General features: G+C 35.1%; 28 protein-coding genes. 24 read left to right on the top strand and 4 right to left on the bottom strand.

Annotated features, from left to right (window positions below; all coding sequences use genetic code 11):
* Positions 1–43: 43 nt before the first annotated feature.
* Positions 44–1,582, top strand: coding sequence for a sodium-dependent transporter (locus ACE1TG_RS15255; RefSeq protein ID WP_375053268.1), 1,539 nt, complete (start codon positions 44–46; stop codon positions 1,580–1,582).
* The gene (locus ACE1TG_RS15250) at positions 1,583–1,681 is read left to right on the top strand and encodes a methionine/alanine import family NSS transporter small subunit (protein WP_375053267.1); all 99 of its coding nucleotides are present in this window, start codon (positions 1,583–1,585) and stop codon (positions 1,679–1,681) included.
* Positions 1,682–1,735: 54 nt separating this feature from the next.
* Here the strand turns inward: ACE1TG_RS15250 and ACE1TG_RS15245 are convergent, their stop codons facing one another.
* Both ACE1TG_RS15245 and ACE1TG_RS15240 read right to left on the bottom strand, forming a co-directional pair.
* On the bottom strand, positions 1,736–2,704 hold the full coding sequence (locus tag ACE1TG_RS15245) for a M23 family metallopeptidase (RefSeq protein ID WP_375053266.1): 969 nt from the start codon (positions 2,702–2,704) through the stop codon (positions 1,736–1,738).
* A 40-nt stretch (positions 2,705–2,744) separates the two neighbouring features.
* On the bottom strand, positions 2,745–3,302 hold the full coding sequence (locus ACE1TG_RS15240) for a YhcN/YlaJ family sporulation lipoprotein (RefSeq protein ID WP_375053265.1): 558 nt from the start codon (positions 3,300–3,302) through the stop codon (positions 2,745–2,747).
* Between the two features lie 140 nt (positions 3,303–3,442).
* Here ACE1TG_RS15240 and ACE1TG_RS15235 point away from each other — a divergent pair, with 140 nt between their 5' ends.
* A complete protein-coding gene (locus tag ACE1TG_RS15235) occupies positions 3,443–3,715 on the top strand; it encodes a YutD family protein (RefSeq protein ID WP_209481556.1) in 273 nt (90 codons plus the stop codon).
* A 22-nt stretch (positions 3,716–3,737) separates the two neighbouring features.
* On the opposite strand, the gene ACE1TG_RS15230 is transcribed toward ACE1TG_RS15235, so the two are convergent.
* Positions 3,738–4,019 carry a hypothetical protein gene (locus tag ACE1TG_RS15230; protein WP_375053264.1) on the bottom strand — a complete coding sequence of 94 codons (282 nt, stop codon included), beginning with the start codon at positions 4,017–4,019 and terminating at the stop codon, positions 3,738–3,740.
* Positions 4,020–4,931: 912 nt separating this feature from the next.
* On the opposite strand from ACE1TG_RS15230, the gene cpaB reads away from it, so the two are divergent.
* From cpaB to ACE1TG_RS15130, 20 genes are all read left to right on the top strand, one after another.
* Positions 4,932–5,690 (top strand): Flp pilus assembly protein CpaB, encoded by a 759-nt coding sequence (cpaB, locus tag ACE1TG_RS15225; RefSeq protein WP_375053263.1) that lies wholly within the window; start codon positions 4,932–4,934, stop codon positions 5,688–5,690.
* Positions 5,691–5,731: 41 nt separating this feature from the next.
* Entirely contained in the window at positions 5,732–6,883 is a 1,152-nt protein-coding gene (locus ACE1TG_RS15220) for a CpaE/TadZ family protein (RefSeq protein WP_375053262.1), read from the top strand.
* Positions 6,884–6,896: 13 nt separating this feature from the next.
* A complete protein-coding gene (locus ACE1TG_RS15215) occupies positions 6,897–8,243 on the top strand; it encodes a TadA family conjugal transfer-associated ATPase (RefSeq protein WP_375053261.1) in 1,347 nt (448 codons plus the stop codon).
* Entirely contained in the window at positions 8,240–9,166 is a 927-nt protein-coding gene (locus ACE1TG_RS15210; RefSeq protein WP_375053260.1) for a type II secretion system F family protein, read from the top strand. The genes ACE1TG_RS15215 and ACE1TG_RS15210 overlap by 4 nt, the downstream gene beginning before the upstream one ends.
* A 4-nt stretch (positions 9,167–9,170) precedes the next feature.
* Entirely contained in the window at positions 9,171–10,103 is a 933-nt protein-coding gene (locus tag ACE1TG_RS15205; protein ID WP_375053259.1) for a type II secretion system F family protein, read from the top strand.
* Between the two features lie 68 nt (positions 10,104–10,171).
* Positions 10,172–10,375 (top strand): hypothetical protein, encoded by a 204-nt coding sequence (locus tag ACE1TG_RS15200; protein WP_375053258.1) that lies wholly within the window; start codon positions 10,172–10,174, stop codon positions 10,373–10,375.
* Between the two features lie 49 nt (positions 10,376–10,424).
* Complete coding sequence (locus ACE1TG_RS15195) at positions 10,425–11,837, top strand: vWA domain-containing protein (protein ID WP_375053308.1); 1,413 nt, start codon at positions 10,425–10,427, stop codon at positions 11,835–11,837.
* A gap of 53 nt (positions 11,838–11,890) precedes the next feature.
* Positions 11,891–13,393, top strand: coding sequence for a hypothetical protein (locus tag ACE1TG_RS15190; RefSeq protein WP_375053256.1), 1,503 nt, complete (start codon positions 11,891–11,893; stop codon positions 13,391–13,393).
* A gap of 92 nt (positions 13,394–13,485) precedes the next feature.
* Entirely contained in the window at positions 13,486–14,064 is a 579-nt protein-coding gene (locus tag ACE1TG_RS15185) for a hypothetical protein (RefSeq protein ID WP_375053255.1), read from the top strand.
* Positions 14,065–14,087: 23 nt separating this feature from the next.
* Complete coding sequence (locus ACE1TG_RS15180) at positions 14,088–14,471, top strand: hypothetical protein (RefSeq protein ID WP_375053254.1); 384 nt, start codon at positions 14,088–14,090, stop codon at positions 14,469–14,471.
* Positions 14,443–15,105 (top strand): hypothetical protein, encoded by a 663-nt coding sequence (locus ACE1TG_RS15175; protein WP_375053253.1) that lies wholly within the window; start codon positions 14,443–14,445, stop codon positions 15,103–15,105. Before ACE1TG_RS15180 ends, ACE1TG_RS15175 begins: the two co-directional genes overlap by 29 nt.
* Positions 15,106–15,119: 14 nt before the next feature.
* Positions 15,120–15,569 (top strand): hypothetical protein, encoded by a 450-nt coding sequence (locus ACE1TG_RS15170; protein WP_375053252.1) that lies wholly within the window; start codon positions 15,120–15,122, stop codon positions 15,567–15,569.
* Positions 15,556–15,942, top strand: coding sequence for a TadE/TadG family type IV pilus assembly protein (locus ACE1TG_RS15165; protein ID WP_375053251.1), 387 nt, complete (start codon positions 15,556–15,558; stop codon positions 15,940–15,942). Before ACE1TG_RS15170 ends, ACE1TG_RS15165 begins: the two co-directional genes overlap by 14 nt.
* Positions 15,939–16,580 (top strand): hypothetical protein, encoded by a 642-nt coding sequence (locus ACE1TG_RS15160; protein WP_375053250.1) that lies wholly within the window; start codon positions 15,939–15,941, stop codon positions 16,578–16,580. The genes ACE1TG_RS15165 and ACE1TG_RS15160 overlap by 4 nt, the downstream gene beginning before the upstream one ends.
* 432 nt (positions 16,581–17,012) lie before the next feature.
* On the top strand, positions 17,013–17,516 hold the full coding sequence (locus ACE1TG_RS15155) for a hypothetical protein (RefSeq protein ID WP_375053249.1): 504 nt from the start codon (positions 17,013–17,015) through the stop codon (positions 17,514–17,516).
* A 61-nt stretch (positions 17,517–17,577) separates the two neighbouring features.
* Complete coding sequence (locus ACE1TG_RS15150) at positions 17,578–17,883, top strand: GRAM domain-containing protein (RefSeq protein WP_375053248.1); 306 nt, start codon at positions 17,578–17,580, stop codon at positions 17,881–17,883.
* 284 nt (positions 17,884–18,167) lie between these two features.
* Positions 18,168–18,761 (top strand): hypothetical protein, encoded by a 594-nt coding sequence (locus ACE1TG_RS15145; protein ID WP_375053247.1) that lies wholly within the window; start codon positions 18,168–18,170, stop codon positions 18,759–18,761.
* A 644-nt stretch (positions 18,762–19,405) separates the two neighbouring features.
* Positions 19,406–20,866, top strand: coding sequence for a hypothetical protein (locus ACE1TG_RS15140; protein ID WP_375053246.1), 1,461 nt, complete (start codon positions 19,406–19,408; stop codon positions 20,864–20,866).
* Between the two features lie 250 nt (positions 20,867–21,116).
* Positions 21,117–21,275, top strand: coding sequence for a hypothetical protein (locus ACE1TG_RS15135; RefSeq protein WP_375053245.1), 159 nt, complete (start codon positions 21,117–21,119; stop codon positions 21,273–21,275).
* 76 nt (positions 21,276–21,351) lie between these two features.
* The gene (locus ACE1TG_RS15130; protein WP_375053244.1) at positions 21,352–21,876 is read left to right on the top strand and encodes a hypothetical protein; all 525 of its coding nucleotides are present in this window, start codon (positions 21,352–21,354) and stop codon (positions 21,874–21,876) included.
* Positions 21,877–22,586: 710 nt separating this feature from the next.
* Here ACE1TG_RS15130 and ACE1TG_RS15125 read toward each other — a convergent pair.
* On the bottom strand, positions 22,587–22,856 hold the full coding sequence (locus tag ACE1TG_RS15125) for an SAV0927 family protein (RefSeq protein ID WP_375053242.1): 270 nt from the start codon (positions 22,854–22,856) through the stop codon (positions 22,587–22,589).
* A gap of 113 nt (positions 22,857–22,969) precedes the next feature.
* Between ACE1TG_RS15125 and ACE1TG_RS15120 the strand changes: the two genes are divergently transcribed.
* Positions 22,970–23,407 carry a DUF86 domain-containing protein gene (locus ACE1TG_RS15120; protein WP_375053241.1) on the top strand — a complete coding sequence of 146 codons (438 nt, stop codon included), beginning with the start codon at positions 22,970–22,972 and terminating at the stop codon, positions 23,405–23,407.
* The last annotated feature ends 17 nt before the right edge of the window (positions 23,408–23,424 follow it).

Raw genomic sequence — 23,424 nt, 5'->3', positions numbered from 1 at the left:
ATACTTAGGATGTAAGAAGGAAGGAAAAAGGGGAGGTCTTTAAATGGAAAATCGTTCTCAATGGGGGACAAGAGCAGGTTTTATCTTTGCTGCTGTTGGTTCCGCAATTGGTCTGGGAAATATTTGGCGATTCCCAGCAACAGCGTATGAAAGTGGTGGTGGTGCGTTTTTTATACCATACCTAATTGCTTTATTAACAGCAGGTATTCCAATCTTAATTATGGAATTTACCATGGGTCACAAATACCGTGGGTCTGCCCCGTTAACTTACAAGAAAATGAGTAAAGGAACAGAATTTATTGGTTGGTGGGCAGTGTTAGTTGCCTTCGTCATATCCACTTATTATTCTGTTATTATTGCCTGGGCTATATCTTATTCAGTATTCTCATTTAACTTGAATTGGGGTTCAGACACAGAGGCGTTCCTATTTACCGATTATTTGAACCTAACTGTTGACCCTGGTCAGACAGGCAGTTTCGTTCCAGGAGTGTTAATTCCTTTAATCATTGTATGGGCAGTCGTACTAGGTATCCTGTTCAAAGGTGTTAAAAAGGGTATTGAGATTGCAAACCGAATTTTTATACCAGCATTGGTAATTATTTTTCTTATTATTGTAATTCGTGCAATTACTTTACCTGGAGCAATTGATGGTCTTGAGGCATTCTTTGCACCTGATTTTAGTAAAATTGGAGATCCGGATGTTTGGGTAGCTGCTTACGGGCAAATATTCTTCAGTTTATCTATTGCTTTCGCGATTATGATTACGTATTCAAGTTATTTACCGAAGAAAACGGATTTAACAAATAATGCTTTCATTGTTGGTTTCGGTAACTCCAGTTTCGAGTTACTAGCTGGTATTGGTGTATTTGGAGTCTTAGGTTTTATGGCGAATCAACAAGGAGTAGCAGTAGATGAAGTTGTTTCTGGTGGGGTTGGATTAGCATTTGTCGTTTTCCCGGCAATTATAAATGAATTCCCTGCACTAAATGAGCTATTTGGATTCCTGTTTTTCGCTTCGCTGGTGCTTGCTGGCCTATCGTCACTTATGTCAATTACCGAAACATATGTTGCTGGTTTAGTGGATAAATTCAAGATATCACGTTCAAAGGCAGTATTATTCGGTGGTGGAACTGCGGCTGTAATTTCATTATTATTTGCAACACAGGGCGGTTTAAGCTTCCTGGATGCTGCTGATTACTTTATTAACCAGTTTGGTGTAGCCTTCGTTGGTCTTGTCGAGGTAGTAGTAATAGCATGGTTCTTGCGTAAACTAGGAGATTTCAAGGAACATGCAAATGAAATTTCAGATATTAAGCTTGGCTGGTGGTGGACACTAAGTTTAAGTGTTATTACACCAGTTGTACTCGGATATACTATGTACGGCTTGTTTAAGCAGAACCTGCTGAAACTATTTGAAACGGAATCTGGTAACTATGGTAACTATTCAGATACGTTTATCCTGTTTGGAGGATGGTTCGTTGCTGCTGGTGCATTAGTGATTGGTGTCTTGTTAGCATTAACGAAATGGAAATCCTCAGAAGCTGCAGAAGAAGAAGTAAAGAAAACTGGGGAGGGTAACTAAATGAGTGGTGGAGCAATATTCGTTATGATCCTTGGTATGGTAATTATTTGGGGAGGATTAGCAGCAAGTATCACAAACGCTGTTAAAAAGTCCAAATAGTAAGTAAATAAATGTATTAAGAGCCTTTACCTTATTGCGGTAAAGGCTCTTTTATTAGTTCTTATCTTTCGCCATTTTCTCCCATTTACGTAAGTACGGAAATGGATCAAATGAGAATTCACTATAACCGTTGTCTTTATACATTCCATAATGTAAATGTGGCGGAAATTTACCTGAGGTTCCGGGTGGTCCATATCCAGTAGAACCGACACTACCAAGAACATCTCCAGGTTGCACTACTTGCCCCACTTTAATATCATCATCATATCCACTTAAGTGTCCATAGTAGTGATAAATGTTATATATATCCCGAATACCTATTCTCCATCCTCCATATAAATTCCAGCCTTTTAATTCAACAACGCCGTATGTTGTGGATTTAACAGGAGTTCCATATCCGGCAAAAATATCTGTACCCTCATGGATTCTCAAGCCACCAAATCCACGCCTGTTTCCCCATGTACTTCGGTAACTGTAGTTATAATTCAGTGAAACAGGGAAATCCCGATCTGTCAGGTTAATACTCTTAAATTTTCGGAATACTTTTGCTGTATTCATGATAGTTTGAACAGTAAGGTCCCGTTTATAGTAATTCCATAGTGCAATCTTAACTTCATCCTTAGCTGGTCCGTATTTCAATATTATATTAGCCATCGTATACAGTACATCTTCAGGCTGTTTTGGATCAGCCTTATTATCTCCATTTCCGTCTTTTCCATTTCCGTGAAAAAATTGTATAATATCTTCATTTTTAATCAAGGAACTATTTCCAAGACCGTACCAGAGTTCATTTGGAATTTCTATTGATACTACTCTTTCTTTGGAATCATCTTTCTTGCTATTCCGTTCATACTGATCAATTGCTGCTATATAATACCAGGGGACTTGCGTCAATGCCTCAGTTTTTTTGTATAATGCCATACGTTCATCATATAACTGCTCTTCTGCCAGTATCTCCTGTCCTCCGCAGTATAATCCAATTATTAAAATTGGTAACAGAAGCGTATAAAGTTTCACCGACATAGACGTTTCACCTCCTTAGTTCTCTAATATCAGCAGTTGTTTAGCCGTCCATCCCTTGTGGTGATTTTTTCATCTCTTTAATTATCCGGTTTATTGTATTATCATAATTATTATCTTGAACACTTGAATTATGGAGACTCTGAATATCCTGCATTAGTAGCTCGTTTTCAGATACATAAATTTCGAAATACCCAGGCATTACAGAAACAGCTGATTTTTTGGCCATATCTGCTGCTTTCATGGAGTCCATTTCCTCACTTTTTGAATACGCGATAAGCACTTTTTCATCAGTTACAAGAGTAGCAACTTCTTCAAAACCATCATTTCGTAATATTATCCGGGTTATCATATTAGCCATCTTCGTTCGGTCGATTGTGACGGAATGATTTTTTTCAGGATCATTATTTAGTTGATCCTTCGTGTATCGTACATAACCTAATTTGTTATTACCGTCAGGATTGGCAGGTTGATTTTCTTGAGCAGGATCCAGTTCATTGGTCATCTGATCCCGTTCTTCCGAAGTGTTTTCTGTATCACCACAGCCTGTAAGTACGATAGTTACAATTATAAAAAAAGATAGAAAAGTTTTCTTGTTCATAGTTCTCCTCCTAAAGTAATTTCACATAACCTTAGTTTGTTGTATTGTGAAGAAATCATTCACCAAATTATTGTAAAAATTGGTGGTTGTTCCTTGCTTGGATGTGATAAACTATACTCAGCACAAGTGGGGTGACTTAATTGATCGAAATTCAAGGGAAAAAATACGAAATTATAGAAAATATTAAAGACGCTTTCCAAGAGGAAAAATTTAATGAACGATTTTCAGACATATTGTCAAAGTATGACTTTATAGTTGGGGATTGGGGATATGAGCAGCTTCGACTTAAGGGCTTTTATGATGACCAAAACTCAAAAGCTGCATTCGATACGAAAATAAGTACGTTGGATGACTATTTGTACGAGTACTGTAATTTTGGCTGTGCCTATTTTATTATAAAAAAAATCGATTAAAAAGCAGTAGTTCAAAAAAGAACTACTGCTTTTCTTCTTCTGGACGAACATCACCTGGTTCATCATGAATAGGATGTGCACCAGGTGTTTGTCGTGGCAAGTCTTCATGTTGCTCTTTGTCTGGATAAACAAACGCACTCTGACGGCGTTGACCCTTTTCCCATGGTGTTGACTTACTAAAGACTGGTTCCTCATCATTAATAGCAGATCCAAAAGGTCCTTCAGGAAATTCTTCAGGTATTAAGTTCTTCTGGTTATTTACATTTGAAAAATTACTATACTTCTTCTTATCCTTCTTTGACACGCAACATCACCCTTTCTTTATTTAATTTCTGCAACTTAGTAGAAAAATTTCATGTTAATTTAATCCAAAAAAACGATTTTACTATAATTTTTTCTGAATTTATTCCGATATTAAGGTAAATGTCAATAGTTTAATAATTTTTAAAAATAGATAAATATTCCTAGTTATTTCTAATTGTATGTTGATGATGAGTCTTTAGTCATGTTTTGATCGAAAACCATAACCAAGAGTTGCTTTTGATTACAATTTTTGGTTACATATAACTATACTGAAAATTCCTGAATTCGTCACAAAATAGACATAGAATATATTTATGCAATCGTATGAGTGTATAAGTATGTTTTGAATCATTTTGGCTGGTGGACAGAAATAAAGAACGTGATAGATAGGGGGATTGTGGGTATTAATGATTATTCATTTGTAAAAGCAAACTGGTTAATTAGTAAGGTGAGATTCATTTCTGGATAATCATGAATTGAATGGCAATATCATAACTTAAAAAAGAGTTCAGACAGAAGAAGCAGCAAACAATTATGAGGCTAAGGTTATAGAATTCAATTTAAAAATACTTATGTATTCCATATGATATAAAGTTTTTTTCGAATAATACCAAATACCGACTGGAATGCTTGTCAATTTTGTATAGTTAGTAGTAGTAAATATAACTTGATACAATATAATCATAATTTTATAAAAATCGGTTTGTCAGTCTTACGTCTAGCGTATAGTAAGTAAACACCAGTGTAACTTGATTGACATGTTATATTTTGTAAATCATGTAGGTTTAATAAGCTGTACTATGTTTACGTAATCTAGGGGAAATCAATAACATTTATTGATTTGTACCAGCACTGATATTAGGTGATTTTTAACATTTTGTGAATTTTTTATTGAGGATAAGGAGAAACACAAATGATAGAATCAAAGAAAAGAGCCGGAATATTTTTTATATTAGCTTTTATCCTAGCTATAGCTGCAGGGTACCTGGTATATGAGAAAGTTAAAGAACTAAATGCAGAATTGGGAGGGATGACAGAAATTTATGTTGCAAAAGATGAAATACTTCCGAGAGTCCCTTTAAAGGAAAGTCAATTATCGGTAATGGAAATACCAAATAAATTTGTTACAGATTCCCATATAACCGATTTTTCAAAGGTAGAAAACCGTGTCTCTGTTGTTCCTTTAAGTAAAGGGGATATTATAACTGAAAGTATGATAAAACCTGTTTCCAATCTGCGAGATGAGAATCATAGACTAGTTTCTATTAACCGAAAGGAAAATGTTCAGTTTGATCAAGTGATTGATGTGTTAGATCGTGTGGACATAATCGTTTCCTCAGATGAAGAAACACATACTTTTTTGACTGATGTACCAGTGGTTTATTCGGATGCTTCAGAAGATGACTTTTCTGGAATCGCTGTGGAGTTATCTACGGAAAACGCTGAAAGGTTAATACATCAACAAAATTACGCAGAATATATTCGAATATTGAAAGCAAATGTTGGTAAAGCGAAACCGATGGAAAAGGAAAATAAAGAATTAAAAGAAGAAGAACAAGTAAAAAACGAGGAAGCGTCAAATAAGGAAGCATCGAATGAGAAAGAGACCAAAGATGGTGCTATGGAAAAAAACAAAAAAGATGGGGAAAAGAAAAATAAAGAAAAAGAATAAAGATTCCCTCAAGATAAAGAAAGAATTCGAGGAGATAAATAATGAGTGAGCAGTTAGATATTTTAATTGTCAGTGAAGAAGAATCAATTACAAATCAAGTACTTAATGCAATTGATCGGGAAGAGAATAACGTTACGGTAATTGGACCAAATGATGTATCCCGTGAAGTGAATCGGCAAACAAGAGACTTTGTGATTTTTATTCAAACAAATAGTGATTATATAGTGGAACAGGTACAATATGTTAAATCCATTTATTCACCTACATATGTTATTTACTTAGCAACACATTCAGATATTGGTTTACTGCGAAGTGTTATGCGAGCTGGTGCAGAGGAATTCTTTATATTACCTGACGAGCTAAGTCTATTTATTAGTCGTTTTCCAACGATGCAAAAAAACTACAAACTAAAAACCAATACAGAACGGAAAAAAGGGGTGGTATTTGGGCAAGGGAGAGGTCAGATTCAAGCGTTTTACAGTGGTAAAGGCGGTACGGGTAAAACGGTGATTTCCTCTACATTTGCTCAAACGATAAAACTTGAATCGGCAGCAGAAGTGATTTTAATCGATTTAAATGTTCAATTTGGAGGTATAGAAACGATAATGACTCTTGAAACAAACCGATCCCTTACTGACCTCCAACCCGTAATTAATGAATTAAATGAAAATCATATTAGGAATGTATCCCAAACAGAGCAACATTCGCAGTTGGAAGTATTAATTAGCCCCACTGATGCAGGGGCAGCGGAAACCATTGATGGAAATTTCATAAGCCGTTTATTACGTGCCTGCAGACGCTCGTTTGATTTTTGTATTGTCGATTTACCATCCTTTATAGACGCAAATACTGTGACCGCAATTGAGGAGGCAGATAAAATTTATTATGTTTTACAACCCGACACTCCTTCTCTTAAAGTTTTAAAACATTTTGAAGAATTAAGTAAGCAACTAGGAATAGATTTAAAATCAAGTATGGAAATCATTCTTAATAATGTATCGAAAGAAACGGAGCTAAAGGAAAAGGATATTAAAGATTTGGTGCGTTATCCTATTTCCGCCAGTATAAGAAGAGATTATAAAAGGCTGCAGTCATTTATAAATGAAGGAAAGCCTGTCCGAAAAGCACAAAAGGAAAAGCTCATTCCATTTTCAAAAGATATCCGCAAATTTGCGAAGTCCGTTTTAAGTTAAGGGGGTGATTGTAATGGCTTCGTTATTCAATCGACGTACAAATCAAACAGCAAAGACTAAACCAATGAGTCACGATCAAAACCAATATATTGAAGGGTTGGTTGAGCATTACAAAAACCGCTTGTTACGTGATACCAATTTAGAAGCTTTGACAAATTTGAATCAGGGTGAGATGAGATTAAAAATCGAACAATTAGTCTCTCAATTTATGTCAGAGGAAAAAGTGATTATTCAAAGGCAAGATAAAAATCTGCTGATTAGTCGAATCTTAGATGAATCTGTTGGTTTCGGGCCATTAGAGCCTCTAATTGCAGATGAATCTATAACAGAGATATTAATCAATGGGCATGATGAAATTTATATAGAGCGATTTGGGAAATTGGAGTTAAGTAATATCACTTTTCGTGATGATGACCATGTCAGACATGTTGTAGATCGAATTGTAGCACCGATTGGCAGGAGAATTGATGAAAGCTCACCAATGGTAGATGCTAGATTACCAGATGGGAGTCGTGTGAATGCTGTTATCCCGCCCGTTAGCTTGGATGGAACACTTGTTTCAATTCGTAAGTTCCGTAAAGATCCTTTTCAAATGGATGACATGTTGCAATTTCATACACTAGATGAAAAAATGGCTACGTTTTTACAAGCGGTGACTAAATCAAAATTAAATACATTAATTTCTGGTGGTACAGGTTCAGGTAAAACAACATTGCTTAATGTGCTATCTGCAGATATACCTCATGGTGAGAGAGTTATAACGATTGAAGATTCTGCAGAACTCAAACTAGACCGGCCAAATGTCATTGGTATGGAATCAAGATTAGAAAACGTAGAAGGGCAAGGAGAAATAACAATTCGGCAACTTGTTCGAAATGCGCTAAGAATGCGTCCAGATAGAATTATCGTGGGTGAGGTTCGAAGTGGAGAAGCCTTTGATATGTTACAAGCAATGAATACCGGTCATGAAGGATCTATTACTACAGTGCATGCTAACTCAACAGATGATGCACTAAGGCGTATAGAAGCTATGGTTGTAATGGCGGGTTTAGAATTGTCACCCAGAACTATCCGTGAATACATTGTTGGAGCGCTTGATATTATCATTCAAGTTACACGGCTAACAGATGGTACAAGAAGAATCGTAGCGATTTCAGAAGTAATTCAAAATGAAAATGGAGAGCATCAGATAAAAGATATTTTTATATTTAAACGTACTAATATGACAGAAAAAGGGGATATAGAAGGTTATTATACACCAACAGGATATGTTCCTAAGTGTTTAGACAGATTAAATATCTTTGGTAATGATACCCCTGAATCTCTCTTTTATCCCATTGAAGAGGAGGTTCATCTATGATTCCCTCTATTTTTGCTATACTAGCGGCATTGTGTTTTATCTTTTTCCTTGCCTACTGGTTAGATTACCGAAGAACAAAACGCAACTGGCGTAAGAATGCAGAGCATTTTTATAAACCAGATCTAGAACGAAAAAGTTTTATTGTTTTAATAGGAGACAGATATGATCAATCTGACATGGCCCAGCCAATGTTCGAAAAATTAAAGCAAGCAAATATTCCACTTACACCTTCTGAATTTATCGCAACGCAGTTCGTATCTTTAATGGGAATTATTTTATTATTAATGAATATGTTCAGCATAAAACTACTATTAAGTGTGTTCATAGCATTAATTTTACTGGAAGGCGGTAAACGTGTCCTGTTTGCAGTTCGTAAAAATAAAATGCATGAAAGATTAGTAGATCAGCTGCCTGAGATATGCAGGATTTTAGCAAATTCCACCCGATCAGGAATGACATTAAATCAAGGTATTCAAATGGTAGCACAAGAGATTTCCACTCCTGCCAAGACGGAATTCAAACGCTTGGCACATGAATTGTCATTGGGTATATCTTTTGAACTGGCCATTAAGAAGATGGAATCACGAATTGATAATAAAGAATTTAATCTCTTTGTTGCAACAATACTCATTCAGAAAAAAGCTGGTGGAAATATTTCCTCTATTCTGGAAGAAATGAGTCAAACATTAGATGATAGAAAGTTATTAAAACAAGAGATTAAAACAATGACAGCCGAGCAGCGTTATGTTGCGATTTTAGTTCCCATTATACCGATATTTCTTGTTTTAATGATGAATAATATTATAGATGGTTTTTTAGATCCTTTATTCACGGGGATTGGGATGATTTTACTACTATTTTTTATAACTGGTACTGTTCTAACATTTTGGTTAGTGCGAAAAGTAACCAATATAAGGGTGTGAGCAGATGGATGGATTAATCGTGTTGTTAATAATACTCACTCTCTTTTTCATTGGATTAGGTCTTAAATATTGCTATGAATATACTATTTATAAGAGTGACCTTAAGAAAAAAGCAAGAGATGAACATTATATTGAAGATATTTTTGCAGAGAAACAAACCCGTAAGGAGAAAGTAATTACAAAAATTTTCCAATATGCTGATGATTTCTCTGGAATAGGACAGAGAATTAATTTTTACAGCGAAGATCACGATGTTAATAAGTGGCTAACAGAATCTGGTCACCCTTATCAGTTAACAACTGAAAGGTTTCACGGGCTGAAGATATTCTTTATGATTATTGGATTGATTATTGGTGGGGTAGCACTGATACTAAGATTTCCTTTTTCTGAGCTTACCGTTATTATTTATCCGATTATTGGATACCTAGGCGTGATTTTCTGGATAAAATCAAAAGCTAAAAACCGTCAGGAAGAATTGACCTATCAATTACCGGATTTTCTAGACACGATGAGTGTGACGTTAAAAGCCGGAGTCAGCTTGGATCAAGCTTTAAAAGATATTATTCCTTATTTTGAGGGTCCAGTTAAAGAAGAGTTTGGCCGGTTTATACAAGAAGTTCAGGTCGGAGTTCAAAGGGCATCAGCATACAGGATGTTATTAGAAAGAAATACAAGTAAAGAATTTCAAATTTTAATTAAAGCTTTAATTCAGGGGGAAAAATTGGGGATCCCTATTTCAAAAACATTTCATCAGCAATCATTAGAAATGCGAAAGTTAAAGAAAGAATTAATTAAACAAAAGGCAGCAAAAGCTTCACCAAAAGTTACATTAATCACTACTTTTGTTGTTTTACCTTCTGCGCTAGTACTAATCGGCGGACTGATGATTATGAATATGTTCAGTCAAAACAGTAATCTGTTTGATTTATTTCAATGAAAAAATGAATAATAGCGAGACCCATTATTCAATAGAATAAATTAAAAATAAAAAGGAGAGGTATTATCATGGAAAAGTTAACAGAACTTTATGTAAATGCAACACAGCGATTGAATAATGAGAAAGGTGCACAATCATTGGAGTGGTTAGGTATAGCTGCATTATTAATTATGATTTTGGGAATTGTGTCAACTGCAGTTAGCGGTCAGTCGGGTGGAATTTCCGAAATAATCAAAGGAATTATCGAAAAAATAAAAACCATGGTAGGTTAAAATGTGCTACGAACGTTAGCTTTTCAGGAGGTTTACTTTGTTGAAAAAAATGATAGTTCTAAGCGTTTTGTTTACTATTTTTATAACAGGTTGTTCAGAGGACTCAAATAAACAAGAGGGAAAAGATGAATCCATGGAAGCAGGAACCGTGATTACACCTGATGAAAAAAGTAAAGAAAATGAAAAAGATAATGTCGAAGCGAAAAACAACACAAGTTCACCAGAACAGTTTGACATAGAGCCACTACCAACTAATGTTGTAGAATTAGTGGCTTTGGAACAAGGTGAATATGCCCAGGAGGTTTTTAATAATAAGGATGGGGCCAAACTGGAAGGTGCAGCATTATTAGATATGCTTGGTGAAGATGTGCCTGAAATTAGCAGTAATCCAAGTGAGGCAGAATTAGATTATTTTTATAGAGAAGTATTAAAGCTGGTACAAGATGATTACATTGGTGAAGAAGAAATTCTGAAAGACTTAAAATTCCAGCTGCTGGGTAGTCCAGAATTAGAAGATCCCAGATACCAATTTAAAGAACAATTAAATATAGAGATCTTATTAGATGCGTCTGGCAGTATGGCCGGCGAAATAAATGGGACAACAAAAATGGCTCTGGCAAAAGAAGCAATTACTTCTTTCATGGAGGAATTACCCGAACAAACAAATGTCGCACTGCGTGTATATGGTCATAAAGGTACAGGGGCAGATAGTGATAAAGAATTGTCTTGCAGCAGTTCGGAAATTCTTTATGGATTCAATCCATATAAAAAAGACGCTTTTTCCAATGCCTTAGATAAGGTGAACCCGGCCGGGTGGACACCAAATGGTTTGGCAATATCAAAAGCTCAGGAAGATTTAGCAGAATTTAACGGAAAAGAAAATACTAATATTGTATATGTGGTCAGTGATGGTATTGAAACGTGCGGCACAGAGCCGGTAAAGGTTGCACAGGATTTCTATGATTCTAACATCAAGCCGATTATTAATGTCATTGGATTTGATGTCGACAACGAAGGCCAAAACCATTTGAAAGAAATTGCAGAAGCTGCAAAAGGAATTTATCAGGCAGCAAGGGATCATAATGAACTGGCAAAAGAGTTTGATAAAATCAACGAATTGGCCGAGGCATGGGAAGAGTGGAAAGAAAAGGGTTCACAGCAAATAGATTCAAAAGAAACTCAAAACAGTATTGATATTTTTGTGTATATAACACGAAATGTAGTAAAGCTTCGTGAAGAACAAACGTCACTAAAGTATATATTTAAAGCATTTTTATCAACAGACCAAATTTCTGAAAAAACGTATCAGGGCTTAATAAAACGTAATAAGACATACCACGATAAAATGCGGGATGAAATGGATAAACTGGAGGAAGAGTTAGAAACTTGGAATAAAAATTCTTATAAAAAAGCGTTACAAAAGCTGGAAAATAAGTACAAGGAAAATAAGGTAAGTAATTAAAGTAAGTACACATAATTAATTTTAAGGATGGTTGTGTATGGAAAGGAGCTGACATGAAGAAAAGGAGACAGAATAGGCGAATTTCTATTATATTAATTGTTGGCATTCTCTTATGGAATGTATTTCCACTGATGGCTATGGCATTCACACCAGGTCAACCGATTACTCCTGGGGAAGCTATCACTCCTGGCGATCCTATATCTGGAGGGGAATTTATTGTTCCAGGCGAGATTTACGACTATGGGGAAGCCTATAAAGATGGGTCTCCCGTTGAATCAGGTGATAGTTTAAATTCGGGAAAACCAATAATAGAAGGAAGCACTAGTCCCGGCGGTCAATTTATTACACCGAATGCCCCCCCAACCCTCTTTCCAATTATGGGGGGAGAGGCCATTCAATCTGGTGACGGTATTCAAGCCGGGAATCAAGTTGATGCGGGCAGTGCAGGGACCGGTGGTACTGCTGTAGAAGGCGGTTCAGCCAGTAATGGTGGAGAACCTGATGCTAACGGATCTGCTGTAAATGGCGGTAATGGCCCTAACGGCAGTGCAATGCAGGGCGGTAATGGTCCAAATGGCAGTGCAACACAGGGGGGGAACGGCCCTAACGGTAACCCAACACAGGGCGGTAATGGTCCCAACGGAGATGCAACGAGTGGTAACTCCACTAATTCTGGGGAACCGCCATCTCTTTTGAATACAATTTTTAGATCAACAAGTGATAGCGATAGTTTTATAGATATGGCTGCAAATATTGCTAAAGATGTTAAAAATTATGCGCTACGATTAGGTGATGACGTAGCACAAGGATTAATCGCAACACATGCTGGTTTTAAGTTTAAACAGTTAGCCGATGGTAAATATTCTGTTTACGGAAAGAACAGTTTAAATAACTCAATAGGAAATTGGTTTTATGATCGGTACAGATCCTATAATTACAACGGTAACAATGCAAACTATGGCCCACATGCCAGACGGGTAGGCGAAGCAAGATATAACGCGTTTATGCAATCAAAAAACATCGGTGGCCCTGGTAGTTTACTGTCATCAGCAGGTAATTCTACTAGATCTGCATTAAATAGTTCTTGGAACGTTGCATCCAGCAGCTTTTGGAAACCTTCCAACATGATGAAAATGGGCGGACCCGTTGGAGTAGCCCTAACTTCAGTTGGATCCGTTTCTAAGTACTCAGATGGATTTACAGACTTCGGCGGTTTAGCCTCCACAGATTTTGCAGCTACTCTGACAAGTGATGTTGCGGTAGGTGTAGCATCAACTGCGGTTGGCAGTGTTGCTTCCAGTATGGCAGCAGGTGCTGTAGCAGGCTCAGTTGTTCCAGGCTTTGGTACAGTAATCGGAGCAGGAGCAGGGTTGATAGGAGGCATTGCAACTACTTATTTCTTTAATAGTACAGGACCTGGTAGGGCAGCAAAAAAATTTGTTACTGATGTTGCCAAAAAAGGTTATGATGCTGTAGTAGATGGTTTTAATAAAACCAAAGATGCTATATCAGACGGTATTTCAAAAATAGGAAGTTTTCTTGGAGTTGGAGGATAGTGTCATCCTCCCCCCTTTCTTTTTTATGGGTTAGCAATTAAATCTGACAGGCAATAGAAGGATTATTATTTTAAGAAAGGCATGGTGTATCAATGAATAAGGAAGTGTCATTTAAAGAAAGCCGAATCGTGGGAACTACCATTTTACTATTAGGCATGGGATTTTTAATGAGTTGGATTCCTAAGGGTAACCTTTTGGTACTGATGGTAAATCTTTTATTGGCATTCATAGCTGGATTTTTATTTTTTTACTTTTGGAAAACAACGAAGCATAAAAGCAAACGTTATTTTTCTTTACTGTCATTTGTGATGGTAAATGTGATGGCTATTCAATTTACGATTCCTCTGTTACGTATTTACTTTTTAACACTTACTTTTTGGATTGGCATTGTTATGCTGATTATTATGGTCACTATGCCTTATATATATGCAAGAAAGATTGCATACGGTATTCAAAAGCCGGGTAAATCGAAATTAGGGAAAATTTACCTTGTTTATTTGGGTTTGCTATTCCCATTTGGAGGATCTGCATACATGAATTCTTTATACACTTCTAATACTGATGCGATCGTCGTTGCATTATTATCATTTTTAGTAGCTTTGTTTTTTTTATTCGTGTCTCCTGTTTTTCTAATTAAACCTGCAGAAATGGATAAGATTACGAAGGAATAAGGGCAAATCCAGTGGAGGTTAATATGTTAAGTTTTAGAGGCTTTATTCAAACAATTGGTGTTACGCTCATCATTACATTGGTCTACGGTTTTATTATAGGTTTTTTTAATTTGATGTCTGTGGAATGGGTAGTTTTTTCAACGTTTATTGTTTCTTATGGGAGTGTTGGGGTTTTAGCGCCATTATGGAATAAGCAGACCCCTTATTTTGCTGCATTTTTGTCAGCGAATGTATTAACCGTGTTAAATTTATTGTTTTCAGTTACGGTACTTAGAATGCAAGTTCTGGTTGACCCGAATACCGTAAACGAAAATTTACTTTCAAGTACTGTCTTTGCTATGTTGATTGCCTTTTTATTCATGCAAATTAATAATAGAATTGAGCGAGAAAACTATGATAAAAACTAGTTTTGAAATTTATAATAGACATCTCATCAAAATCATGATGGTTAGCTTGGTTATCGTTATTCCGTTTTCACTTTTTATATATTTTTCAACGTATTATTTATATGATTCTTTAGATGCGGATCAATACCCAAGTTTATATATGGTATTTTTCATAATCATGAATTTTATTTGCATTGTACCTATGTACCGAAAATTAACAAAAAGTGATATTGATGACGAAGAGGAACCGACAGTTTGGGAATTAATAAAGGAGTTTTTTGAGCATTTTGGTATTATATTATTAATAAGTCTGCCACTTTTTATCATAGCTGTGTTTGGAGTAGCTTTGGCATTTATACCTACTATAATAAGTGGTGCACTATTACTTATCTTTCCTTTTTTTATACATAATATGAACTTTAGAAAGGTTTTAAGGAAAACTGGCAGTATTCTTAAAAGGGAAAATATATTTATCCTTTTGGATTTACTTGTTGTGGTTTCAATACAAATTTTAATATATAGCCTGTTAATGCAAGCTTTTGTCACATTTGAAAATAATGTTTATGTATACGGCATAATGAGAGCGATTGTTAATGCAAGTATTTTCCCATTCTTAATTTTTTATTTAACACAGCGGTATTCACTTGACGAATAAAGGACGGAGCGTTAATGGCAAAGGAAAACTCTTATTCATTAAAAAAGAAAAATATAGGCTTGGTCATATTATTATCCATTATAACGGTTGGTATATATATTGGTTATTGGTTTTTATCGTCAAAGTCAGCTTTTCAAATAATTGATAAGAAAAACTTTATCCCTTATAAATGGTGGATTGTTGCAACGATATATTTAAGTATTTCAGTTATCTTCTCCATTATTGGTGAATTTGTATTTTCTATGGTTGGTTTATATATGCTTGATTCTATTGATCTTATACTTTCCTATTTCTTTTTAGGGCTACTATATTATTCTATTTTTCGGATGAAAGAATCATTGGAAGAAGGCTTTGATGAGATAGAGATTAATAAATATATGCTATTTTTCTTTCACATTTGGTATATCCAATACAAGATCAATAATATTACAAAAAACGATGGGGTGCCATATGAAAAAACTTAAAAACGAAAGAGGATCATTAAGTATTGAGTTTTTAGGCATATTGCCATTCTTCTTTATGTTCTTTCTTGTGTTATGGCAGGTGGTTGCTTCTGGTTATGCGCTTCATACTGTAAAAACGGCCGCCAGTGAAGGTGCAAAGACATATGCGGCAACCACTGATATAGATGAAGCAAAAGATACAATAACACAGGCAATAGGCAATTCATCAGTTGTAGATTATCAAGGGTTGGAGGTTGAGTTTCTAAATAGTAGTGGAAAATTTGAACTTGATTTAGAAGTAAGTCATTCTATAATTTTTGTCCCGGACCAATGGAAGCCGAGTACTTCGATTACTTTTGATGAATCAGTAGTAAGCCAGGTGTTGGTTGAATGAGGAATTCATTTGGCAATGAGAGAGGAAATGCTGCATTTTACATGATTTGGCTACTGGGTATAGTTGCCATTTTGTTTCTGATTGTCATTAATATATCCAATATATTTGTTACTGGTGCACAATCTTCGAATACATCTGAGCAAGCAGCAATAGCTGGTACTTCTGTAATTTTAGATGAAACAAAAAAAGCGATTAACAAATTCGATGATAATCCCTTATCTGTTCCAACACGAGCACATCATAATATGAAAACAATAAAAGAAGTAATAGAGGATAAAAAAAATACTTATCAGCAAACGGTGTTTTCAGAGGAACAAGCATATATAAAAGCGTTAAATAATGTTCTTCCCGGTGAAATTGAAGAACACGGATTGTTGAAAGATACCATAAAAGATCATTTTAACAGTGTGAATTTGAACGATAAAATTTATGCTGTCGTAACTTCAGTTGTTAGTGATAATCAGGGTAATGCAGCAGATACTCAAGTGGTATTATCTAACACTGAGTGGCGGCTTGAAGTTAAAACTTCTGTCGATTACCATAGTATTTCAGATCAACAGTATATTCCTGAAATAACGGATAAAATTGATGGAGAAGGTTTTGGGCCATCCTTGGAGTATTTAGAAAAATTATATTGATAACTCAATGGCGATTTCTTGGCAAATGTCGCTAATGGTCAATGGGTACCTCATACTTCCACTGACTGTTTATGGGCAACCGCACTTAAGATTTTTGCTCGACTTTAAAAAACATATGTATATTAAGAAATAGATTTTTAGGCAGAAAGGGAAGTTATACACAGTAATCGCAGGCAACAAAACCTGCGACATAAAACACTCGGGGAAATCCATGTGACAATCTTCTTAGAAATTAATTCGGAAGTTATGCGATGACAGTTTATTCCTGTGTATTCTACTTAAAGTGGTATTTTAAATGTAACAGAAAATAGGTCCTTTATTTATTTGATGCATGATAAATTCTTTGGATTCCTTTGACATGCATGGTTTAACAATTACTTATTTCTATATATAATTTAGGTTAAAATTTAGTTGACTAGGAGGATACAATTCGTGAGAAAACCATTTGTAATCAGTATTTTTTGTGCGATAACCGTACTTACTGCATGCAGTTCACCCGAGAAAGAAGAATTAGTTGAGTACCATAACAGTTATATAGAAGAGATTAACCCAAAAGCACAGGAAATTGATCAATTATTAGTTCAGTCTTCAAAAGCATCATCAATTGAAGAGGCATATAACATAGAAAAAAATAAAGTTAAACCGCTTGTTGACGAAATCACCCAATATGTAGTAAATAAAAAACCTGACACAGATATTGTGAAGGAAGTAAATAATCTACGTGTAAAGCAATTTAAGGCATGGTCAGAAGCATTTGATTCACGGTTGAAAGCTTTAGAAGTGGCAATAGAGACTTCAAAAAATGACCCAGAGGCTCAAGATTTGATGCAGCAATATGAGGAAAAATTGGGAAAAGCAGAACAAATACGGGAAGAAGCAGACAAAACGTTTAAAGATTTTGCAGACGAACACAATATAAAGATAACTGAAAATTAGTACATAACAGCGAAAGGATTAAACTCAAATTGAATGTTGAAATAATATGAGGAGGTTTCCAATGGAATTAAAGAGTAATGAACAAATTCAGTATGATATTGGAACAAATCTTAAGAGAGGTCTTGAGAGTGTTGGTGGAAAGTTAAAAGTGACAAATGAAAGGTTATATTTTAAGCCTCATGCAATCAATATTAAGAAGAAAGAATTGGAATTATCCATGGATAGTATTACAAATGTGAAGAAATCAAAATCTTTGGGTCTGATTCCAAATGCGTTAACTGTTGTAGTAGATGACGGTAGCGAGTATAAATTTGTTTTAGGGAAGAGTAATGAAATTATGAATTACATCAATTCTTGTCTGAACTAAAGATAAATCTTTTGGCACAGTAGATGAATAAAAGAATCCTTAATCTTGCTACTATTAACAACAAAACGAAGAACCCCCCCGCCCGGCAGTTAAATAAAGAATAGGCTAATGAATAAACATCACAGAAATTCACCTTCATACTACATAATAGTTTGGAAGTGCTTCTATTTACAGCTAGTCTAGAGAAAAGAAGGAAGTTGTTGTCTAATCGAAAACCAATTTGTTTGATAAGGAAGAATCAATAGAATTTGCCAATCAAATAACAATAAGGGAGAATTTAAATCATGAAAAGGAAATTAATCAAACTATTAATGGTGAGCATGCTATTAATTTTGTTATTAGCAGCATGCGGAAGTGATGAAGAGGTATCTGGAAGTAATGATAAAGATAAGGATAATTCTACAGAACAGGAAGCTGAAAAAGATAACAGTGATAAGGAGAAGGAGGATAAAGCTGAGGAAGAAAAAGCTGATGAGGAAACAGAAGGCGCTGTAGCCCCACAATCATCTTCTGAGGAAATATCGTTTAGACAGGTATCATGGATGATGGGCTCCCCAGACCGGAGACCTAGTGCAGGTGTTTGGTACTATACAGCGAATGATCACCCATCTAAATACGATGATACCTTTAAATGGGAGAAAGAAGATATTCTTCTATGGCAAATTAGTAATAAGGAATATCAAGGGTATGATGCTGATACAGAGTTGTTAGTCAAAATGGATAATGATGTCATAAAGATTGTTGTCGAACTGGAAAAAGACGATGACCCGTCTGATAAAAAAATGCCTAGGAACTTTCTAAAGGTTGATAAAGGTGCACTTGAAGGTAAAAGTTTTATCATCGAGACATTGGATGGAGAAGAATTATCATTGAAGTAGACATGTAAAGGTAGAGAAATATTGAATAAAAATATATTTGCTCCTTTTTTTCTGCCAGTGGATGTAGAATTCAACCGAAGCATCAATAAATTATGAACAAAATATCGGGTATATGAAAATGTGGGGAATGATTGTGAAAAAGGGACTTAAATACACATGGTTAGACAAATAACTGCGGAAATCAGTGTCCATAATGAATCTTTTACTAGATGCTGTGGGCTATTAATTCATAATGTTGAACCAGAGAACATCAACCATGAACGATAGGGGGGAATATTGGGGGGGTTATGAGTGATAAGTTTTAGAAAGTATCACAATACTAAGGTTCCTAGCTAGTGATAATATTGATAGCATTTTTCTTTACCGAAATTTCCTAGAGAGAAGATCCCGGATGGCGGCTAGCAATATTATTTTCCAAATAATTTGTGCAATACGGGGGTTACCAAGATTTTAGCGTGTGCCTATGCTTTTCTTGGGTTACCACCCTCTTTTATTTTTTCGGCTTTGTAATTACCAGCTCAGTTTTAATGTATTTTGAAAACGTTCGGCAAAGTACACGGGACTGTTTTATTGATTGTTATATTAAGGTATTTATTTAGGTGGTATTGAATTATAGGATAAAGAAATTGAAAAGGTGGGATTGAATGAATTTATCATTCCGCGAACTTCATAATATACAGTCAATGTATACCTATTATCTTTTTAAACAAAAGGCATTCAAGCATTTTTTGACAGGTTTATATGTCATAATTGGTATGTGGTTGATTACTGCAATTATCACAAAAGGGGGATACTTTCTTACTATAGGAGTTGTTTATCTGACAATCTACCTTTTTCTATTTGGAATGATATGGCTTACTTTTACCTTTGTTGCCAGAAAAGTGGAGAAAAAGCGTATGGCGATGAATCTTTCCAGAGAGCAATTTGAAAATTTGATTGGTCATGATAGGGACACAGGGAGAATGAATAAACAATTTTTTAAGATGCACTTGGCTGAAAAGCGGTTGACTAAGAAAAAGAATGTTACTCCAGAAGAATATAAACAAATTATTGAGGAGAACAGTAAGGATAAGATAACTGAACTTTATGAACAGCTAACGAAAGGATATCAGGTTGATCGGTTAAATAAATTACCGGAGTTCCGAGTTCTTGAAAATCCTTTAATCTATGAAAAAGTGGGAAGTTGGCTGGGCTGGGGTGAGTTGGATAAGCAGCAAAAGAAAGAAAAACGATTTGATAGATATGGCATTATTTTCTTTGGGATAATTATATTGGTACTCGGATTTTTTGGGACAGATGAAATGTCAATATTAGGTAGAATAGCAGGCGGATGCATCGTATTATATGGTTTGTTTTCCAGAAAAATTGGTAGAAAGGAAAGCAAAGGTAAGAGTAGCGACAGTGAAGCGATTTACATTGGCTCGTTACATTACTGGAATAAAAGTTTTTATCATGTTCATCGTGACACACGCTATACATATGACACATCATTTGGCAGAGAAAACATATTTGATTCGACCGGTGATGAAAAAGTAAAAATCGTAAAATGGTATAACACAGTTCCTCCTGCAGAAAAAGGATCATCCGATACAATAGCATATGTCTATAAGCAAAATAAAAACGTCTATAAAGAAAGAGATAATGCTATTGGTATATATTTGAATTTATATATGCCAGATGTTAAGGAATTTGATTCAAGTATTTCTAATAATTTTTATCTTTTACCAAGTGGTAACGAGTCAAAAAAGTCCCTTTATTCCTATCACTCGACTCAGGAAGGTTATGATATCTATAGTGCCGGCGAACCATTGCAAAAAGCAGTCAATCATGTTTTGGAACTGGTTCGGCCATTTACGGAGCGAAACTGGGAAGTGGGTGTCGAATATACGAGAGGATACCTCACTATTTATTTGCCTGAATTTCTTCCTGATATTAAAGAAATAAAAACCGAAGCTGAATTATTACATGTGTGTAGACGAGTAGACAGTTTCTATTACTTTTTGAAAAGATCCTTTATTTGGAGATATGGGGATATTAAAAAATGGAATAAAAGTGAGATTAATAAATCCGGGGTTTATGATATTAAATCAGGACTTGAAAGTTAGCTATTTCTGGCTTATGGACTACAAAACGGGTGTGAAAGAAACGATTTTCAGACTTCGGAGGTTTAGCCTCCACAGATTTTGCAGCCTCCTTAACAACTGATGTAGCAATAGGGGGGACATCTACTGCTATTGGTAGTGCAGCTTCCAGTATGGCAGCAGGGCGCATTGGCAGGGTCGGTAATTCCCGGTGTAGTCACAGCCGTTGGAGCTGTAGTAGGTTGGGGGGGGGACAGGTATTCTGACTATTTACTTGATAACTGGAACAGGACCTGGAAGAGTAGCAAAAAAATTTGTTACCGATGGAGTTAAAAAAGTCTATGATGGAGTTGCGGAAGGTGCAAAAGCAGTTAAGAATTCTATATCTGATGGCTTTTCAAAAGCGGGAGACTTTCTTTGGTTTGGAAGATAACCCTAATCTTATTTTTGGCGTATCATGACAGAAAACACAGTATAGAATAACTATTTATTGAAAGTAAGGTGTATGTATGAGCAAAGAAGTATCTTTTAAAGAAAGTCGGATTGTTGGAACTACCATTTTACTATTAGGAATGGGTTTTTTGGCGAGCGTGGTTCCCAAGATCAATTTAGTGGTGATGATGCTTAATTTACTATTGGCACTTATTGGTGGATTCTTGTTTTATTACTTTTGGAAGATAACGAAACATAACAGTAAACGTTATTTTTCTTTATTGTCATTTGTGATGTTAAATGTGATGGCTATTCAATTTGCAATTCCACTCTTACGTATTTATTTTTTAACGCTAACTTTTTGGATTGGCGTTACTATGCTGATTATCATGGTTACTTTGCCTTATATATATGCAAGAAAGATTGCATACGGTATTCAAAAGCCGGGTAAATCGAAATTAGGGAAAATTTACCTTGTTTATTTGGGTTTGTTGTTTCCATTTGGAGGATCTGCATACATGAATTCTTTATACACTTCTAATACTGATGCGATCGTCGTTGCATTATTTACATTTTTGGTATCCTTATTTTTTTATTCATAGCCCCTGTATTACTAATTAAACCCGCTGAAATGGATGAAATTACGAAGAAATAAGGCCTACTCGGTGGAGGTATAGAGGCTTTATTCAAACAATTGATGTTACGCTCATCATTACATGGGTCTATGGTTTTATTATAGGTTTTTTTAATTTGATGTCTGTGGAATGGGTAGTTTTTTCAACGTTTATTTATATGATTCTTTAGAAGCTGGTCAATACCCAAGTTTATATATGGAATTTTTCATAATCATGAATATTATTTGCATTGTACCTATGTAACGAAAATTAACAAAAAGTGATATAGATGACGAAGAGGAACAGACAGTTTGGGAATCAATAAAGGAGTTTTTTGAGCATTTTGATATTATTTTATTAATAAGTCTGCCACTTTTTATCATAGCTATGTTTGGAGTAGCTTTGGCATTTATACCTACTGTAATAAGTGGTGCTACTTATCTTTCCTTTTTTTATACATAATATGAACTTTAAAAAGGTTTTAAGAATTAAACTTAGTAATGTATAATCGCCCAATATTCAGAACCACAAAGTGATGACTCTCAATTATTCTGCGGTTTATTCCAGTGCGGATATTTATTATGGATTATTAACACTTATTAGAAATTAAACAGGTAAGTAAGAGCGCTTACAACTCTCACTTACATTTGATTTCCTTACACTCTAATAGCAGCATTTACGGATACTGTGGTTATAATTTACAAAATCCCTTCCAAAAACTCCCGAATCTCATCTGCCTCCATTTGAGTCTCATGAAATATGTGCTCGATTTCACCCTTTTTGTAAAGGTCATCTTTTCCAAGTAGAGCAAATCGGTTTTTCTGTAAATAGATGACGACTTGTTTCTTTGGATTCTCTTCATGTTGCATGAAGGCAAAGTCATAGCGTTGTAAATTGCCCATAAAGCTTATGTAACGAACCTCTTTTGTTACTGTTTCATCTTTCAGGTAATCAAACTTATCTCCCATGTTATTTCACCTCGAACAATTTATGTGTTTTTTTTACTATAACATGTTTTGGTTATTCAATCATTTTAAATATGATATAGTTGTATGTAGCAGTATTTTGGGAGTGTGAAATTATGTATTTTGTTGAACGAAAAAAAATTGAAGAGACACTTATATATATGGAAAAATTACTTAACGAAGTTTCCCGTCATAAGTATGAAACGTTTATGGAAAAGTTATACTTGGAACGTACCGTACATATGGTAATTGAATCGATACTTGATGTTGGGAATATGATGATAGATGGGTTTATTATGCGTGACCCGGGAAGTTATGAAGACATCATCGATATTCTTGTAGATGAGAAAGTGCTGCCTGAAAATGATGAGGCAGTCTTTAAGGAAGTAATCCAATTACGGAAAATCGTAGTAAAAGATTATATTGAAGTAGATCATGCGTTATTGGATCGAACAATTCAGGAAAATAAGGACAAGTTAAATCAGTTCAGTTCATACATCAGAAGTTATTTGGATAATGAGTTAGGCGTCGCAAATGCATTTGCAAAAGAATAGTAAAGAGGTATTTAGAT

The sequence above is a fragment of the Virgibacillus sp. JSM 102003 genome (assembly GCF_041949995.1).
Taxonomy (GTDB): domain Bacteria; phylum Bacillota; class Bacilli; order Bacillales; family Amphibacillaceae; genus Lentibacillus.
Note: the sequence above shows the minus strand (reverse complement) of the source record. Positions and strands in the feature narration are given on the sequence as shown.

Bases quoted from the DNA above. Each gene is read 5' to 3' on its own strand.
- cpaB (WP_375053263.1), top strand. From the start codon at position 4,932: ATGATAGAATCAAAGAAAAGAGCCGGAATATTTTTTATATTAGCTTTT.
- ACE1TG_RS15190 (WP_375053256.1), top strand. From the start codon at position 11,891: ATGAAGAAAAGGAGACAGAATAGGCGAATTTCTATTATATTAATTGTT.
- ACE1TG_RS15210 (WP_375053260.1), top strand. From the start codon at position 8,240: ATGATTCCCTCTATTTTTGCTATACTAGCGGCATTGTGTTTTATCTTT.
- ACE1TG_RS15195 (WP_375053308.1), top strand. From the start codon at position 10,425: ATGATAGTTCTAAGCGTTTTGTTTACTATTTTTATAACAGGTTGTTCA.
- ACE1TG_RS15160 (WP_375053250.1), top strand. From the start codon at position 15,939: ATGAGGAATTCATTTGGCAATGAGAGAGGAAATGCTGCATTTTACATG.
- ACE1TG_RS15180 (WP_375053254.1), top strand. From the start codon at position 14,088: ATGTTAAGTTTTAGAGGCTTTATTCAAACAATTGGTGTTACGCTCATC.
- ACE1TG_RS15215 (WP_375053261.1), top strand. From the start codon at position 6,897: ATGGCTTCGTTATTCAATCGACGTACAAATCAAACAGCAAAGACTAAA.
- ACE1TG_RS15200 (WP_375053258.1), top strand. From the start codon at position 10,172: ATGGAAAAGTTAACAGAACTTTATGTAAATGCAACACAGCGATTGAAT.
- ACE1TG_RS15220 (WP_375053262.1), top strand. From the start codon at position 5,732: ATGAGTGAGCAGTTAGATATTTTAATTGTCAGTGAAGAAGAATCAATT.
- ACE1TG_RS15240 (WP_375053265.1), bottom strand. From the start codon at position 3,302: ATGAACAAGAAAACTTTTCTATCTTTTTTTATAATTGTAACTATCGTA.
- ACE1TG_RS15250 (WP_375053267.1), top strand. From the start codon at position 1,583: ATGAGTGGTGGAGCAATATTCGTTATGATCCTTGGTATGGTAATTATT.
- ACE1TG_RS15130 (WP_375053244.1), top strand. From the start codon at position 21,352: ATGAGCAAAGAAGTATCTTTTAAAGAAAGTCGGATTGTTGGAACTACC.
- ACE1TG_RS15120 (WP_375053241.1), top strand. From the start codon at position 22,970: ATGTATTTTGTTGAACGAAAAAAAATTGAAGAGACACTTATATATATG.
- ACE1TG_RS15140 (WP_375053246.1), top strand. From the start codon at position 19,406: ATGAATTTATCATTCCGCGAACTTCATAATATACAGTCAATGTATACC.
- ACE1TG_RS15205 (WP_375053259.1), top strand. From the start codon at position 9,171: ATGGATGGATTAATCGTGTTGTTAATAATACTCACTCTCTTTTTCATT.
- ACE1TG_RS15255 (WP_375053268.1), top strand. From the start codon at position 44: ATGGAAAATCGTTCTCAATGGGGGACAAGAGCAGGTTTTATCTTTGCT.
- ACE1TG_RS15125 (WP_375053242.1), bottom strand. From the start codon at position 22,856: ATGGGAGATAAGTTTGATTACCTGAAAGATGAAACAGTAACAAAAGAG.
- ACE1TG_RS15165 (WP_375053251.1), top strand. From the start codon at position 15,556: ATGAAAAAACTTAAAAACGAAAGAGGATCATTAAGTATTGAGTTTTTA.
- ACE1TG_RS15185 (WP_375053255.1), top strand. From the start codon at position 13,486: ATGAATAAGGAAGTGTCATTTAAAGAAAGCCGAATCGTGGGAACTACC.
- ACE1TG_RS15245 (WP_375053266.1), bottom strand. From the start codon at position 2,704: ATGTCGGTGAAACTTTATACGCTTCTGTTACCAATTTTAATAATTGGA.
- ACE1TG_RS15170 (WP_375053252.1), top strand. From the start codon at position 15,120: ATGGCAAAGGAAAACTCTTATTCATTAAAAAAGAAAAATATAGGCTTG.
- ACE1TG_RS15145 (WP_375053247.1), top strand. From the start codon at position 18,168: ATGAAAAGGAAATTAATCAAACTATTAATGGTGAGCATGCTATTAATT.
- ACE1TG_RS15150 (WP_375053248.1), top strand. From the start codon at position 17,578: ATGGAATTAAAGAGTAATGAACAAATTCAGTATGATATTGGAACAAAT.